General features: G+C 42.5%; 17 protein-coding genes. 7 read left to right on the top strand and 10 right to left on the bottom strand.

The features are described 5' to 3' along the window. Positions 1-17 precede the first annotated feature (17 nt). Positions 18-719 carry a fructosamine kinase family protein gene (locus tag QY309_17375; protein ID WKZ59618.1) on the bottom strand — a complete coding sequence of 234 codons (702 nt, stop codon included), beginning with the start codon at positions 717-719 and terminating at the stop codon, positions 18-20. Between the two features lie 281 nt (positions 720-1,000). Here QY309_17375 and QY309_17370 point away from each other — a divergent pair, with 281 nt between their 5' ends. From QY309_17370 to QY309_17360, 3 genes are read left to right on the top strand one after another with little or no spacing between them, the layout of a single operon-like run. Continuing rightward, positions 1,001-1,444 (top strand): DUF1801 domain-containing protein, encoded by a 444-nt coding sequence (locus QY309_17370; GenBank protein WKZ59617.1) that lies wholly within the window; start codon positions 1,001-1,003, stop codon positions 1,442-1,444. A 33-nt stretch (positions 1,445-1,477) separates the two neighbouring features. Further along, positions 1,478-1,714: a hypothetical protein gene (locus QY309_17365; protein ID WKZ59616.1), complete on the top strand. Its 237-nt coding sequence runs from the start codon at positions 1,478-1,480 to the stop codon at positions 1,712-1,714. Continuing rightward, the gene (locus QY309_17360) at positions 1,699-2,004 is read left to right on the top strand and encodes a type II toxin-antitoxin system RelE/ParE family toxin (GenBank protein WKZ59615.1); all 306 of its coding nucleotides are present in this window, start codon (positions 1,699-1,701) and stop codon (positions 2,002-2,004) included. Before QY309_17365 ends, QY309_17360 begins: the two co-directional genes overlap by 16 nt. 10 nt (positions 2,005-2,014) lie before the next feature. On the opposite strand, the gene QY309_17355 is transcribed toward QY309_17360, so the two are convergent. Beyond that, on the bottom strand, positions 2,015-4,186 hold the full coding sequence (locus tag QY309_17355; GenBank protein ID WKZ59614.1) for a TonB-dependent receptor: 2,172 nt from the start codon (positions 4,184-4,186) through the stop codon (positions 2,015-2,017). A gap of 71 nt (positions 4,187-4,257) precedes the next feature. Here QY309_17355 and QY309_17350 point away from each other — a divergent pair, with 71 nt between their 5' ends. From QY309_17350 to QY309_17340, 3 genes are read left to right on the top strand one after another with little or no spacing between them, the layout of a single operon-like run. Then, complete coding sequence (locus QY309_17350) at positions 4,258-4,488, top strand: hypothetical protein (protein ID WKZ59613.1); 231 nt, start codon at positions 4,258-4,260, stop codon at positions 4,486-4,488. Positions 4,489-4,534: 46 nt separating this feature from the next. After that, positions 4,535-5,746, top strand: coding sequence for an ectonucleotide pyrophosphatase/phosphodiesterase (locus tag QY309_17345; GenBank protein ID WKZ59612.1), 1,212 nt, complete (start codon positions 4,535-4,537; stop codon positions 5,744-5,746). A 34-nt stretch (positions 5,747-5,780) separates the two neighbouring features. Further along, positions 5,781-6,692, top strand: coding sequence for a DUF4350 domain-containing protein (locus QY309_17340; protein WKZ59611.1), 912 nt, complete (start codon positions 5,781-5,783; stop codon positions 6,690-6,692). 7 nt (positions 6,693-6,699) lie between these two features. On the opposite strand, the gene QY309_17335 is transcribed toward QY309_17340, so the two are convergent. From QY309_17335 to QY309_17315, 5 genes are all read right to left on the bottom strand, one after another. Beyond that, the gene (locus QY309_17335) at positions 6,700-7,776 is read right to left on the bottom strand and encodes a hypothetical protein (GenBank protein WKZ59610.1); all 1,077 of its coding nucleotides are present in this window, start codon (positions 7,774-7,776) and stop codon (positions 6,700-6,702) included. Then, entirely contained in the window at positions 7,773-8,138 is a 366-nt protein-coding gene (locus QY309_17330; protein WKZ59609.1) for a DUF2200 domain-containing protein, read from the bottom strand. Before QY309_17330 ends, QY309_17335 begins: the two co-directional genes overlap by 4 nt. 117 nt (positions 8,139-8,255) lie before the next feature. Beyond that, complete coding sequence (locus QY309_17325; GenBank protein ID WKZ59608.1) at positions 8,256-8,717, bottom strand: hypothetical protein; 462 nt, start codon at positions 8,715-8,717, stop codon at positions 8,256-8,258. A gap of 37 nt (positions 8,718-8,754) precedes the next feature. Further along, positions 8,755-9,378, bottom strand: a complete 624-nt coding sequence (locus QY309_17320; GenBank protein WKZ59607.1) for a hypothetical protein — start codon at positions 9,376-9,378, stop codon at positions 8,755-8,757. Next, entirely contained in the window at positions 9,365-11,359 is a 1,995-nt protein-coding gene (locus tag QY309_17315) for an ATP-binding protein (protein ID WKZ59606.1), read from the bottom strand. Before QY309_17315 ends, QY309_17320 begins: the two co-directional genes overlap by 14 nt. A 7-nt stretch (positions 11,360-11,366) precedes the next feature. On the opposite strand from QY309_17315, the gene QY309_17310 reads away from it, so the two are divergent. Continuing rightward, positions 11,367-11,765, top strand: coding sequence for a hypothetical protein (locus QY309_17310; protein WKZ59605.1), 399 nt, complete (start codon positions 11,367-11,369; stop codon positions 11,763-11,765). Between the two features lie 48 nt (positions 11,766-11,813). Here QY309_17310 and QY309_17305 read toward each other — a convergent pair whose 3' ends face one another. From QY309_17305 to QY309_17295, 3 genes are all read right to left on the bottom strand, one after another. Further along, positions 11,814-12,326, bottom strand: a complete 513-nt coding sequence (locus tag QY309_17305; GenBank protein WKZ59604.1) for a GNAT family N-acetyltransferase — start codon at positions 12,324-12,326, stop codon at positions 11,814-11,816. 94 nt (positions 12,327-12,420) lie between these two features. Beyond that, on the bottom strand, positions 12,421-12,810 hold the full coding sequence (locus tag QY309_17300; protein WKZ59603.1) for a DUF1801 domain-containing protein: 390 nt from the start codon (positions 12,808-12,810) through the stop codon (positions 12,421-12,423). Between the two features lie 2 nt (positions 12,811-12,812). Next, positions 12,813-13,406: a dihydrofolate reductase family protein gene (locus QY309_17295; GenBank protein WKZ59602.1), complete on the bottom strand. Its 594-nt coding sequence runs from the start codon at positions 13,404-13,406 to the stop codon at positions 12,813-12,815. Between the last annotated feature and the right edge of the window lie 269 nt (positions 13,407-13,675).

Here is a 13,675-nt window from a genome sequence, read left to right as displayed (position 1 = left end):
GCGACAGTTAAATTGAGCTAAACATGCTTCCTCAAAATATTCACTATCTGCTGTAAATACCCGCCCCCAAACAAATTTACATGCACCAGCAACGGGTACAGGTTGTAGAGATTAGCACGGGAAGCAAATCCTTTCGCAACCGGAAAAGCTTCGTGATAAGCCTGATAAAATTCAGGCTCAAACCCACCAAACAATTGCGTAAAGGCCAGCTCGGCTTCGCGATGGCCGTAGTATACAGCCGGATCGATAAGGGTTGGTTCACCCTTTTCATTTACCATTACATTGCCATTCCACAAATCACCATGAAGTAAGGTCGGCTTTTCCTGCGGAAGTAAATCCGGAAGTTTTTTATACAACACATCAAATTGCTTGCGAATGTCTGATGTGATTTTTCTGTTTTGCGCTGCTATTGATAGTTGTGCTTCCAACCTGTGCTGAATAAAAAACTCAATCCAATTTTCTTTCTGTTTATTTTTTTGACTCAACGACCCGATGTAGTTGTCGTGATCCAAACCAAAATGGGTGTTGGTATTTCGATGCAGGTTTGCCAATTGCTCTCCCAACAACAACCAATAATCTTTTGCACGCCTGCCAGACTTTACAAACGACAGGATGATGAACTGAAGATTATCTGTCTCACCAACATGAATAACTTCCGGAACATCGATGCAGTTTGTGCCTCCTAGTAATTTCAATCCCCTGCTTTCCTTCTCAAACATCCCCACCCTGATTAATGCATCCACCCGATGCCGGATGAAAGGCTTTAACCGACCAGGAAAGTTTTTCTGTAATGTGTTGTTGAAGTGTATTTGGAACCGAGCTCACGTACCAAAGATGGCATAAAATTATTGCTCCTGAATTAATTCAAGTACGAGTTGGCCTCCTGACACAGGGTTGACAGTCATGAATTATACTTTTATGAGTACCTTCATAACACACAAACCACATAGGCACATGGGTCACATAGTTATAGAATTACGTGTCTATGCAGTTCAAAAAAATGAAACCCTCGAAAAAATCCGTTGATGAAATTATTGCCGACCTGCCCAAGCACGAACAGGTGGTGGTGAAACGATTGCGTTCACTCATTCTGGAATGCCTGCCGAAAGCCACAGAGAAAAACAGTTACGGAGTTCCTTTCTACACACGCAACCGCATGATCTGCCTCATCTGGCCGCCCAGCATTTATTGGGGTCCGAAGAAAAGTGACTACCAAGAAAAAGGTGTCACCCTTGGTTTTTGTCAGGGCAATTTGTTTGCCAATGAAGATGGTGCCTTATTGGCCGAAGGCCGTAAGCAGGTTTACTGCATGTACTTCCATCGGGTTGATGAAATCAATGAAGAACAAATTCGTGCGCTGTTGTTCGAAGCTGATCTGATTGATCAGCAGTTTAGGAAACCTAACAGAAATCGGGGTAGAAAATCGACACCAAAAACTGATTAAATTTGTTAACTTGTAACACACATTTATACCCGTATGTCAACAGTAGAATTAAGAAAACGGCTAATCGACAAAATCCAAAAGACGCAGGATGAAAGAATTCTGGAAGAGGCTTACCGGCTTTTGGATCTTGAAACCGAGGACATCGAAATCTATCAATTAAATGATGATCAAAAGAAAGCCATTAATGAAGCGAGACAACAAATCAAAAACGGACAATTTCTAACAGAAGAACAAGCCAATAAAGAGATTGATGAATGGCTAAACAAGTAATTTGGTCCACAAGGGCTCAAAATGACAGGAAACAAATTTTAGAATACTGGAGGAGCCGAAACAAATCCAACACCTACAGCAAAAAACTCGATCAAAGGTTCAGAGAGGCAATCAATATCATCAGAGATTATTCTCAAATAGGCAAGCAAACGGATGATCAAAAAGTGAGAATTAAAATTGTAAAGGACTATCTTCTTGTATACGAAGAAACCAGTGATTCAATAATTGTTCTAACAATATGGGATAGCAGACAGGACCCTAAAAAGCTTGAAAAGATTCTGAAGTCATAGAACCCGCCTCTTAAAACGAAACATTAACCTTCACCCCGCCATAAAAACTTCGTCCGGCTGCAACATTGTAAAACCTTCCACCTGCAGCGTTCAAATCGTTACCCAAACTGTAGCGCTCATCCAATACATTTTCTCCGCCTAAATAAATTTCAAATCGCTTGTGCTGATAACCTGCACGCGCACCTAACAGGTAATAACTGTCGGCATAAACACTGTTGGCATCATTCAGCGGTAAAGCATCGGTGTATAAGTTTGTAAGCCGCATGTATACACCAGACCGCAACGTAATATCAACACCCGCGCTCCACACAAACCCAGGTGTGCCCGTTAATTCGTTGCCGGAAAAATCATCCTCGTCTTTGATGTAATCTTTAAAGCGATAGCGGTTCAGTGAATAGTTCGACCAAAAATTTACACCATTAATAAAATTTGTTTCGCTTAAAGCAACAGCATACTGAAGCGCCAATTCAATTCCCTTCTGATCCGTCTTTCCTGCATTCACAAAAAATTCTGCTCCGTCTTCATCGCGCCTGATCACAATGGTTTCCCGTAAATTAAAATCGTAGGCCGTAGCCTCTATGCGTAAACGATTTTCAACCAGCTTCACCCGTAAACCCAATTCATAATTCATGCCGCGTTCAGGTTCAAGCTCACGATTAAAAATTCCATTTGATGCATTAATCTCCGCGAGCGTGGGTGGTGAAAATCCGCTGCTTACGCTTCCAAAAATTCCCAACTGGTTTGTTGGCTTAACCAACATCGCCACGCGCGGCATGAATACCGGATCGTAATTCAATTGCTCCGGTACACTTCCCACATCCGACAAGCGATGAAACTTCAACCGCTGCGCGTTGTAACTCAACCCGGTGGTGAGGTTAACTTTTTTCCAGCGCAATTCAGCCTGACCAAAAACGCTGTACTGCAAAACCGATGCTTCATCATCGGCTAATAACAATCCCTCCGCTCCGTTTATATTTTCGTACGACTTGGTCGGTAAAAATCCCCATTGAAATTCGCCACCACCCAATGCGGAAATTTGAACATCGTTAACCTGATGATTGAAAACCGTTACCGAACGTGCACCCAAATTTTGTTCGTTGCGATGATCGAAATTTCGAATGGCTGCATTTTCAAATTTTACCAGGTTGCCATACACGCCTGTTTTGTTCTGTAATTTTTTTGAAAACCGATACTCATGACTCACGCCTGTATAAAACGACTGTAAATGAACCCGCGCATTCTGCTGAACCGCTCCGGGAAACATCGCTGTTGCCGGTCGCGCCTGGCGCGGGTTATCCTTGAATTCATTCAACGTTAACCCACCCGGAGTTTCATAAAACAAATCGCTGTAAAAGATGAACGTCTTCAAACTTTGATCTTCCGAAAGATCAACCTGAAAGGCGTGGTTCACCACATCACGCGACATGCGTGTGTGATCGCGGTAGCCATCGGCCTGGTGGTGCAACACCTGCGTATGCTGACTGAATTTTTCTTCTCCGGTTTCAACTGAAAATGAAAACAACTCATTGCCAAACGAACCGAGTTGCAAGCCAGCATGAAGCGCATTGCCCGTTTTTGGTTTAATGCTTTCCAGCAACAACACGCCACCTGTGCCTGCTCCGTACAAACTGGAGCCCGGTCCTTTAATAATTTCCATCGAGCCGATCATGGCCGGATCGAGTTGGTTGAAGTATGTGTTGCCTCCCGGATCGGTAAGCGGTAACTCATTCCAATACACTTTTACATTGCGCACACCGAAGGGCGAACGCAGCGTACTGCCGCGAATGGAAATTCTGTAGCTGCCCGGTGAACGTTCTTCCAGGCGTGCACCCGGAATGGTATTCACCGCCTGCACAAACGTACCCGCAGCAAAACGTTGCAAGTCAACCGGGCCGATCTTGTTCACCGTGGCGGGCACGTCATCCAACGAGCGGTTGTAAGCATATGCACGAATCACCACCTCGCTGAGTTGGCGAACCGAATCCGCATCTTGCGCATGCAAAACAACACCCGAAAACAAGGTGAAGGTTACGATCAGTAACCTGATGATGATGATGTTACTCGCCCGCACAACCAAACAACATTTTACAATTGTGGATAATCGCCCAATAACCTGTAATACAAGCAAATACACAAGATTTATCGGGGTATTTTCATAAAAAATGCCGATCTTCGCGGCCATCGAACTTATTCTCCCCTGAATAGGTTATAAAAGTGTCTTTTTGAGCTAAAAACAAATAATCAACATAAAAAATGGGAAGACCTCCAATACTGCCAAAGAAGAAAAAAGACGGATTTTACATTGAAATTCGTAACAAAGGATCAAAATCATCCGGAACTATCATTATCCGCGATACGCGTGAAGCCATGATGCAGGCCGCACGTATGTATGAAATCAGCAAAGACGTTACCATCCTTGGTGAACACCGCGATGGCAAGCGTGTGGAAGAATCCAAAAAGAAAAGTTCTGCAAAAGTAAAGTAAGGGGCAGCAGCCCCTTTTTTCTTGCTGAATCCTTTCAAGAAAAACCATGCGCTTCATTTTCTGGCTTTTCCTGTCAATCGGATTTGCTGCCTGTGCCCAGCAAAAAGATCGACCCTATGTCATCCTCATTTCGTTTGATGGCTTCCGTAACGATTACGTTACCAAATACAACCTGCCGAACTTTAAACAGTTCATTAAAAACGGTGCCGCTGCCGAAGGCTTGATTCCGTCCTTTCCGAGCAAGACATTTCCGAATCACTACACACTCGTTACCGGGTTATACCCCGGGCATCACGGACTGGTCGATAATTATTTTTACGACAAGGAGCTTGCACTCGCCTATACCATGCGCAACCGCGACATGGTGGAGAACCCGAAATTTTACGGAGGTACACCGCTGTGGCAACTGGCGCAACAACAAGGTTTAAAATCTGCTTCCTGTTTTTGGGTTGGATCGGAAGCCCCCGTGCAGGGCGAGTTTCCAACATATTACTTTAAGTACAACGAAAGCATGCCGAACACAAAACGTGTTGAGCAGGTGATCGATTGGTTGAAACTGCCGAAGAAAGAACGGCCACAATTTATCTCGCTGTATTTTTCGTTGGTGGATTCGGAAGGACACAGCACCGGGCCCAACTCGGAAGAGCTGAAGAACACCGTGCTGGAAGCCGACAGTTTACTCGGTTACCTGATGCAGGGATTAAAGAAAATAAAACTTCCGGTCAATGTTATCCTCGTTTCCGATCATGGCATGTATGAGCTGGAACAGAAAGAAGAGACATACATTACGTTAAGCAAAATTTTAAACATGGCCGACACTACGGTGCGCATTGTGAATGGTGGCACACAGGCGCATTTGTATACAACTCAGGTTGACTCGCTTTACAATGCCCTGAAAGCGGTGGAGGAAAACTTTGTGGTGTTCAGGCGTGAAGATTTTCCTGCGCGATGGAATTACAACCACATGCGCGTGGGCGATGTGATGCTGGTAGCCAACCCCGGCCACTACATTCAAATTAACAGCCGCAACTTTGGCCGCCTGCAATCACCGGTGTTTGGTGTGCACGGCTACGACCCCGATGAAGTACCTGAGATGCAAGGCATTTTTTATGCACACGGTCCGAATGTAAAGGCCGGCACAACCGTACCTGCTTTTAAAAATGTGCATGTGTATCCATTTATTGCTTTGTTATTGGGGTTAACGCCACCCAAAACGGATGGCGATGCAAACGTGCTGCAGCCGGTTTATAAAAAGTAAATCCGACACATTCGGATTATCGCTAACTTTGATCATGCGCAAAGCAAGCACTCCACTAATTTCATTTTTATTACTCTTGCTATCCGTATTGGCATTTGCCCAGCAAGTGGCCGACACGGTATACAATCCAATCATTTCAAATCCGGTTTATGCAAAAGCCCAAGGCCCAATTGTATTAATCGATGAGGCGCATGGTAACTTTCATACATTAAGCAGAAGATATAAACCATTTGCCCGGCTACTTGAAAAAGATGGTTACGTTGTGAGGGCTTCTGCAGAACCTTTTACAACCGATCAATTGCGTACCGGAAAAATTCTTGTTATCGCGAACGCCTTACATGTAGATAATCAACAACGCTGGACACTACCCACGCCATCAGCCTTTACAGAAACTGAAATTGACGTTGTAAACAATTGGGTAAAAGAAGGTGGTAGTCTTTTTTTGATTGCTGACCACATGCCGTTTCCGGGTGCTGCAGAAGCATTAGCCGCATCGTTCGGGTTTAAATTTTACAATGGCTTTGCCATGAAGAACGGTGGAGGAAAAGATATTTTCTCTATTGGAAAAGGATTAACCGAAAGCGTGATCACAAATGGAAGAGACAAAAAGGAGGCTGTTACATCACTGCAAAGTTTTACCGGGCAGGCATTTGAAATACCCGATGGTGCCCACGCCATTATAACACTGAATTCAACGTACCGGATGCTGATGCCCCAAACTGCCTGGGAGTTTACTAAAGACACACCCGCTATCCCGGCCGAAAACCTGGTACAGGGAGCGTACATGAACTATGGAAAAGGACGGGTTGTCATTTTTGGTGAAGCTGCCATGTTTACCGCGCAACGGCAGGGGAAAAACAAAGCAGGGATGAATCAGGAAAGTGCCGCTCAAAATTTTCAGTTCCTGCTAAACGTTATGCATTGGCTTGACGGCATCCTTGATTAAGGTTAACTCATTGAGTAAACACCGGTTGATACGCTGAGTTGGGAAATTTGGATTTGAAATCCATAATCAACTCCTCTGATTTCTCTTTATCATGATTATCCTTTATCATCAACGCAATACTTTTCGCTGCATACAATTCTGCCAGATCACCTGAAAGAATACTTATCGCAGATTTGTATTTGTCCTCCGACAACTTATGATATCTTATGAATTGATTATTTGAAAAGTTTAACTGGTAATTTGTCAGCAGTTCGGCATAAACAAACGCTGCCCTGTCGTAAGCTCTCAGGGTTTCAAATTGTATTCCGGCTGTATGAAGATTCTGATAAGCCTGAAACGGTTTTCCTTCCTGAAAGAAAAGTCTTACAGCAAGGCTATCAACACGGTTTAGTACATTGCTGATCAACTGAAAAGTTGTTGCCTTATTATCATTAGTCAGGTAATTAACAAACTCCTTACTTACTGTTTTCTGGTCATCAATCTTTTGTTGATACTTTCCTCTTTCCTTTTCAGCTTTCTTTATAACTTTCTCAGGCGCTCTTTTTTTGTAATCTCCGCCCCATCCAAAAAAAGCATAAGGCCACGAACCTCTTTTCGTATTAGATTCCCATCTGTATTGCGCTAGGAAAATATTTTCTACAGATCTGTCGCCTGTATATTTAGATGTGCTTTGCCCCATTTTTTTATCAAAAATCAATTGAACGTGAATACTGTCACCTGGGTGAATAAAAACTTCTGCTACCCGTTGATAATATCCATAACAGTTAAAGGCGTAAAATCCTTTGTAGTTCAATAGTTTTTGAAACGCTATCGTTGTCCAGATCGGCAATGTGTCAGCATCAGTATAAAGTCTATACAATTGCGGCTTATCAATATTTAATTCAAACCGAAATGAATTATTAGTGACTTCATAGACCAATGTTTCCGGGGTAGTGGGTAATGTATAGTCAACTTTGGTTAAATAAACAGTTGTTGCCTTCTCTTCAGGAATACCCACCACAATCGTTGGTTTTTTCTGAGCGAGTACATTTAGTTGAAAAATTGCACATGCTATAACAAGGACAGTTTTGATTTTGGCTTTCATGGTTCTCTAAGTATTTTTTCCATCTTCTTTCCCTTTGCCAGCTCATCCACCAGCTTATCTAAATACCGTACCTTTTGCGTGAGCGGGTTTTCAATTTCCTCCACCCGATAACCACAGATGACACCCGTAATGAGGTTTGCGTTCGGGTTTAGTTTTGCTTGTTGAAAGAAGACTTCAAACGTTGCCTTCTTTTCTATCAGCTCCTGTAGCTTCTTGTTATCAAAACCCGTTAGCCAGGCTATTACCTCGTGCAGCTCCTCTTTCGTTCTGCCCTTGCGCTCCACTTTGGTAACGTAGTGCGGGTATACGGAAGCGAACGTCATGGTTGCAATGCGTTCATCGTGTGAGGCGGTGGCTTTCATGGTTCCTGGTTTTCTACTTTCTGATCATATTCAAAATTAAAAGTTGAGTTCAAATTCCTCAACGTCCCTGCTTGTAGCAGGCAAGCTCTTACGGGTGACGTTGAGGGGGTTTAACAACTAGAAATTTACAATCAATTCTTTTATACAATCTTTTTTATCCAAGACCGCTACACTAGGGTTTGAGTCATCACGAGAAGGTAGGCTTCCGAAATTTATTGGCACATTCGACACCTTACTAAGACCAATTGCCCTGTTTCTTTTAATAAAGACTAAATAACTAAAGCCGTCAGAGTAACGGATATCTTTGATTTTTGGTTTGATAGCTGAATAATTTACAAGGTTCAGCAAAGCTGATTGCCTCGAAACAGATACATAAGGCTTAATGATTAACAATGAGTCCCAATCTGCTTCAATAATATGACAGATGTTTACCTGAACAACGGTATCAGATGAGTCAAATCTGATTTTTTCAAGAAAGGAATCTAATGAGTATTCAGGAATTGGTTTATCATTACAATTCACAAGAATGGAACCAATGCAACAAAAGGCAATAAAGAAATATTGAGAATTGAGTTTCATGCTTAGGTATTTGATGGAACGACTACACCATTTATGATTATTTTTTCCTCGCAGAGTCTCCCACAGGGGACTCTGCGAACGGCTCATTCAAATTTACATCTTTTAACGCTGCATAACTCACAACTTCATATGCACCCTGCTCACCGAACATATAGAATTTGGCTGAACTGTGTGGATAATCCCACGGCTGCTCTGCCAGATTCCATTTTCCCCGGCACGGGTTTTCATGAATATAATTCAGCTTCTGTTCTGTAAAATCATCCGCGTGACACACTTTCCAATCAAATGAGGGTTCGAACACCTCGTGAAGTTTGCCTCGCTTACGATCAGTGTTGTTAACATACGATTCCAATTCAAGAAGCAGGTTCTTCTCTCCGCTGATCTTCAGTCGTTCGATAAGTTCATAGGCCATAAACCGCTTTCCATTGCCAACAATCGCGTTGATGGATTTTCCTGAATTACGAAATCCGATTAATGCGTGGAGATGGTTGGGCATAATTACATAACCCAAAATAAAATGTCCTTTGCTCTTCAGGTAATCAAACCATTTGTAAACAACCGCATAACCATCAGCAATGGAGAAGAGGTGATGCCAACCCCGGCAGGTTATTGTAATGAAATACAGGCCACTGTTTGCGTGTATCTGTTTACGTACACTCATGTGATAATAAAAATAACTCTTTATTTATAGGATTGGTGCCCGTGTAGCGCAGAGTCCCTGCGGAGACTCTGCGAAGAAAGAATTGTCTGTGTCGTGTTGGTCTGTGCGGTTGAGTATTTTTTATTTTCAGAAGGGGAGGAGATTTTTTTAATTCAATTTTGTCCGCGTGGGAAAGGTGGAAGCTCTTTTGCAAGCTTTGGTCTGTGCTTGGGATTGTGTGGCTTGCAAATGTGCTTACATCTGTGAGCTGGTTATTCAGTTTTCTTGGCTGATTATGTTTGTCGGAAACCTTGTCATTAATGGTGTCCAAGAAAAAATTAATGATGGTAGAAATTCCTTCATATCCATCAGGGATTTCATGAAGTCCTTTCTTGAATAACCCTTCGCAAAACAATTTCAAGAATAGAGGATTTGAAAATTCAGGATGCAGTAGTGGAATACTTGGCTGTTTAATCTTGTAGTTCTCAAAATATAATTTTGATGCTTCGTATTCATGATTTGCAAAACCATAGTGAGTAATTCTTGTTACTTGTTTTTGTTCCTTGACTACATCAGGTATTAAAAGTTTCTCATAAGAAGTTCTCAAACTAAAAACAACCCCTAAGTTTGGGAATCGTTTTACTGCTGCAATAAAACTTGCCATGTGGTTTTTCCAAATGGCTTTTCCTTCCCCCTCGTTAATCGCATCAATAAAAATTAGAACTCTTGCTCCTGTTGATTCTGCTTTTGAGTTGAGAGCTGCTAAGAAAGTGTCTCGTTTACATTCAATTTGTAGAAGCTTTAAGATTTGACTCCACGGGTCTTCGGTTGTTGAGAATTGTTGCCCAAGTAGAAGAATCGTAAACTGATTTCTTGCCTCTCTCTTTTTTGCAACATCTGCTAACAAGTGAGATTTACCAATGCCAGCTTCACCTTTTAGAATAAGAAACGGATTGTTTGATAAACTGACAACTGAGCCGCGAAGAAAATCTGTAAAGTCATAAATTGAACCGCTTAACTTTCTGAAATACTCAATGTCCCAACCATAACTATTTGTTTCGCTTACATATTCTTTTTTACTTTTTGTTTCTGCTTCCTTTTTTGAATCAAGTTCATAAAACTTGTAAATCAAATTTTCAATTACCTCTTTGCATGATTCCAAAACAGTCGACAGTTCCTCATGCTGAATGATACTGATTTCTTCAAAGTCAATTTGCTCACAAGATTGTCGGAACTGATTAATTAAGGTATCTATTTTTAGAACCGAATCTTTTACCTCATCGGCTTTTACATGCGAAACTGCTTTGTTGTAATTCTTTAGTAAATCTCCAAGATGTGATAAGAATTGTCTTTTAAAATATTCATCTCTTGAAAGCCCTTCAAAAACTTTTGCTATTGGTAAATCAAAATTTATTTCGGGAGTATAGCGTTTACCAAGATTGAGAATGCTTTCTTCAAGTTTTTGTTTAAACCAGTTGTCAGAAAACTCTTCCTGTCCAAACCAGTAACGAAGTTTACCTTCGTTTTCAGGTTTGTTTAAGCGGTCAAACAATTCCGAGTTTCCCCAATACTCAAATTCTATTTTTCTTCCGCTCGCTGCTGAAAATGCCTCCCAGTCTGCAACTTTTTCTTTCCATACATCCATGAAGTGTTTAACCACAGTTCCTTTCTTTGTAACAATCCTCGGGTCTTGTCTGTCAAGAGGAGTGCATACAAAGTATTTCTTGAGATTTGGATGTTTTGCAAAAGCGGTCTTAAATGAATCTTCAATCTGTGTCCATTGAGAATCTCCCATTGAAGAAAAATATTTGGCTTGCCATCCATATTCATCACCATTTTTCAAAATGCAGTATGCTTCAACACCACCATCAGGTGCGGCAACTCTGATAAACTGTTGTTTGTCCTTTACACTCTCAGCTCTTGCTAATTGACAAACAAGTTCCTCAAAGCCATTTTTTATATCACCATTAAAAGGTCTTAATTTTATCCAGTCAATATTCATTTTCTAAATGTCGTTAATTGTGTGTGGGCAAAAAACGGCTCTTTGGCTTTTGCCTGTCGGGTTGGCTTGTACGGTTGGGGCAAAAGACCATGTGCCGTTTGTGGGTTGGCATAAAATTGAATTAAAAAAATGTGCGGTGGGGAAAATAAAAAATACAGAAGCGTTGGCAACGAGTGTCGTCTTAATCGTTGTCTATTTGCTATATGCTCTGTATGTTGGTCACCTGGCAAAATGGTTTACTTTTTTCTCGTTATTGTTAGTCGTTTCATTGTTGTTGTGTCGTCCAATACGCTTGCTGGTAACTACAGTGTATATACATATCTCCTGCACATATCCTGTCCCCTACAGTAGTGTATATACACATGGTGAACTTACAAAAAAGTTTTTTAACGGTGTGTATTGGTAGGAGTAACTCCTATGCGCGCTTGAGAATTGTGCCGGGAACGAAGCTTGCTTAAGGAAGCCTGTACGCCAACAGCGTTAGCGCCAGGTTTCGGTTGTGTACGGGTAATTCGGGGTTATTGGGTGTGGTGAAGTCTTCTATGCGGGTAAATCCAAAACCCGCATAGTAACTGATCAACGTGGGGTTGGCGGCCCAGGTGTCCATGCGGATGTGGCCCAGGTTTTTTTGTTTGGCGTGGGCTATGGCCCAATCCAAAATAACCCCAAACAGCTTTTGCCCCTTACACGCAGGGTTAACCACAATGCGGTGCAGGTAAAGGGCGTCACCTTTATCTAATTCTCTCCAAATTATTTTATCGGTGTAGCGAACACTGAATACCATGGCTAGGGTTGAGTCAACCACAACCTTGTATTGATTTTTTTGTTCCATGTCATGGATGATCGCCTGCTTGTCGTAGTTACGCCAAACCGGGTAGCCGTTCTTTTCCTGGTACGCAACGGAGTGATCGAACAACGCAAAGATTTGTTCGAGGTCGTGCAGGTTGGTGTGAATAACTTCAATCATCGTAATGAACTGATCTTGCTTTGTAGTCTTTCGTGTCTTTGTGCCCTGGTGGCAACATCTCACTTAATTTATCAGCCACCAAGTCACCAAGACACTATGGCTCACCAAATTTTTTTCCTTTTGCATTGAGGGCTAAATCAATTTCCTTTATCCGCGCCTTCACCAATTTTTCAACCAGTGCTTTCGGCAACAGCTTATCGGGTGTAAACCAAACCACGGTTGTTGAATTTTCATAATTGCGCAAGTCGTGCTTCATGTTTTTGAGCACACGGCCTTCCATAATAAAAAAAGATAAATACCCTTTTGATGCCCGGAAGCCCACCGCACGTTTACCCTTGTAATAGAAAAAGGGCACGCCCCTGCTCAGGCGTTGCTCCGCTTCCGGCATCAGCACTGCGATGTGCTGTCGCAAATATTCCAATGCATTGCGGTCTGCTGCAGCCAAGCCTTTCATGTAGGCATCAACGTCTGCGTGGTTGTGCATCGTTATCCAACTTTGCCGGTCTTCACTTTGCCCGCGCGCTTGTAGGTGGCCATGATAACGCCCGTGGATGTAACCCGGCTCTCGGTTACCGTAAACGCAGCCGGAATGGATCCCTTGTCCAAAATCTTTTTTCCTTTGCCCAACGTTAGCGGGTGAATTTTAAGGCGGAGTTCATCTACCAGGTCATGCTTCAGCAACAGCTGAACAAGTTTGCCGCTGCCCCACACTTGTATGTCTGGCCCTTTAGATTTTTTCAACTTCTTGATGTCGGCCACGGTTTTAATGAACACCGAATTTTTCCAGGTTGATTTCTTCCGCTTTTTTGAAAGCACATATTTTGTGCCCTCGTTAATGCCCGGCCAGAAGTCGGCATGGGTGGGCCAGTAGGCTTCCCAAATTTCAAATGTTTTTCTGCCCAGCAGGTATTCGGCCGGTTGTTCCAATTCTTGCTGCACCACCTGGTCGTAAAGGTCATCACCGTACGGAGCAACCCAGCCTCCATATTTAAATCCGCCCGAAGGATCTTCTTTCGGTGCACCGGGGCCTTGTATTACGCCATCGAGTGTGAGCATGGATAAAACGGTTAATTTTCTCATACCTGTTTGTGTTACCCTACAAATGTCGGTGACCACACGTACGTTGTTACGGTGCAGTTACGACAATTAAGGTGGTGGAATACGAAATGGTTTTAAATGTGTGTTGCCAAACTTTTAACCACATAGACACATAGGGCACATAGCTTTTCTATACTTCTCTAATGTGGATTATATGCCTATGTGTTTTTTTTAGAGCTTCCTCTGGAGAATGATGTTGCGAGGTTTGATACGGTCTTATTTCGGCAACCGACTCTTGATGTATTTGATTT

This window comes from Cyclobacteriaceae bacterium (assembly GCA_030584025.1).
In the GTDB taxonomy this organism is placed as follows: domain Bacteria; phylum Bacteroidota; class Bacteroidia; order Cytophagales; family Cyclobacteriaceae; genus UBA2336.
This window is presented reverse-complemented; position numbering and strand designations above follow the sequence as displayed.

Coding starts and splice junctions, on each gene's coding strand:
- QY309_17375 (WKZ59618.1), bottom strand. CDS start 719: ATGTTTGAGAAGGAAAGCAGGGGATTGAAATTACTAGGAGGCACAAAC.
- QY309_17370 (WKZ59617.1), top strand. CDS start 1,001: ATGAAACCCTCGAAAAAATCCGTTGATGAAATTATTGCCGACCTGCCC.
- QY309_17365 (WKZ59616.1), top strand. CDS start 1,478: ATGTCAACAGTAGAATTAAGAAAACGGCTAATCGACAAAATCCAAAAG.
- QY309_17360 (WKZ59615.1), top strand. CDS start 1,699: ATGGCTAAACAAGTAATTTGGTCCACAAGGGCTCAAAATGACAGGAAA.
- QY309_17355 (WKZ59614.1), bottom strand. CDS start 4,186: ATGGCCGCGAAGATCGGCATTTTTTATGAAAATACCCCGATAAATCTT.
- QY309_17350 (WKZ59613.1), top strand. CDS start 4,258: ATGGGAAGACCTCCAATACTGCCAAAGAAGAAAAAAGACGGATTTTAC.
- QY309_17345 (WKZ59612.1), top strand. CDS start 4,535: ATGCGCTTCATTTTCTGGCTTTTCCTGTCAATCGGATTTGCTGCCTGT.
- QY309_17340 (WKZ59611.1), top strand. CDS start 5,781: ATGCGCAAAGCAAGCACTCCACTAATTTCATTTTTATTACTCTTGCTA.
- QY309_17335 (WKZ59610.1), bottom strand. CDS start 7,776: ATGAAAGCCAAAATCAAAACTGTCCTTGTTATAGCATGTGCAATTTTT.
- QY309_17330 (WKZ59609.1), bottom strand. CDS start 8,138: ATGAAAGCCACCGCCTCACACGATGAACGCATTGCAACCATGACGTTC.
- QY309_17325 (WKZ59608.1), bottom strand. CDS start 8,717: ATGAAACTCAATTCTCAATATTTCTTTATTGCCTTTTGTTGCATTGGT.
- QY309_17320 (WKZ59607.1), bottom strand. CDS start 9,378: ATGAGTGTACGTAAACAGATACACGCAAACAGTGGCCTGTATTTCATT.
- QY309_17315 (WKZ59606.1), bottom strand. CDS start 11,359: ATGAATATTGACTGGATAAAATTAAGACCTTTTAATGGTGATATAAAA.
- QY309_17310 (WKZ59605.1), top strand. CDS start 11,367: ATGTCGTTAATTGTGTGTGGGCAAAAAACGGCTCTTTGGCTTTTGCCT.
- QY309_17305 (WKZ59604.1), bottom strand. CDS start 12,326: ATGATTGAAGTTATTCACACCAACCTGCACGACCTCGAACAAATCTTT.
- QY309_17300 (WKZ59603.1), bottom strand. CDS start 12,810: ATGCACAACCACGCAGACGTTGATGCCTACATGAAAGGCTTGGCTGCA.
- QY309_17295 (WKZ59602.1), bottom strand. CDS start 13,406: ATGAGAAAATTAACCGTTTTATCCATGCTCACACTCGATGGCGTAATA.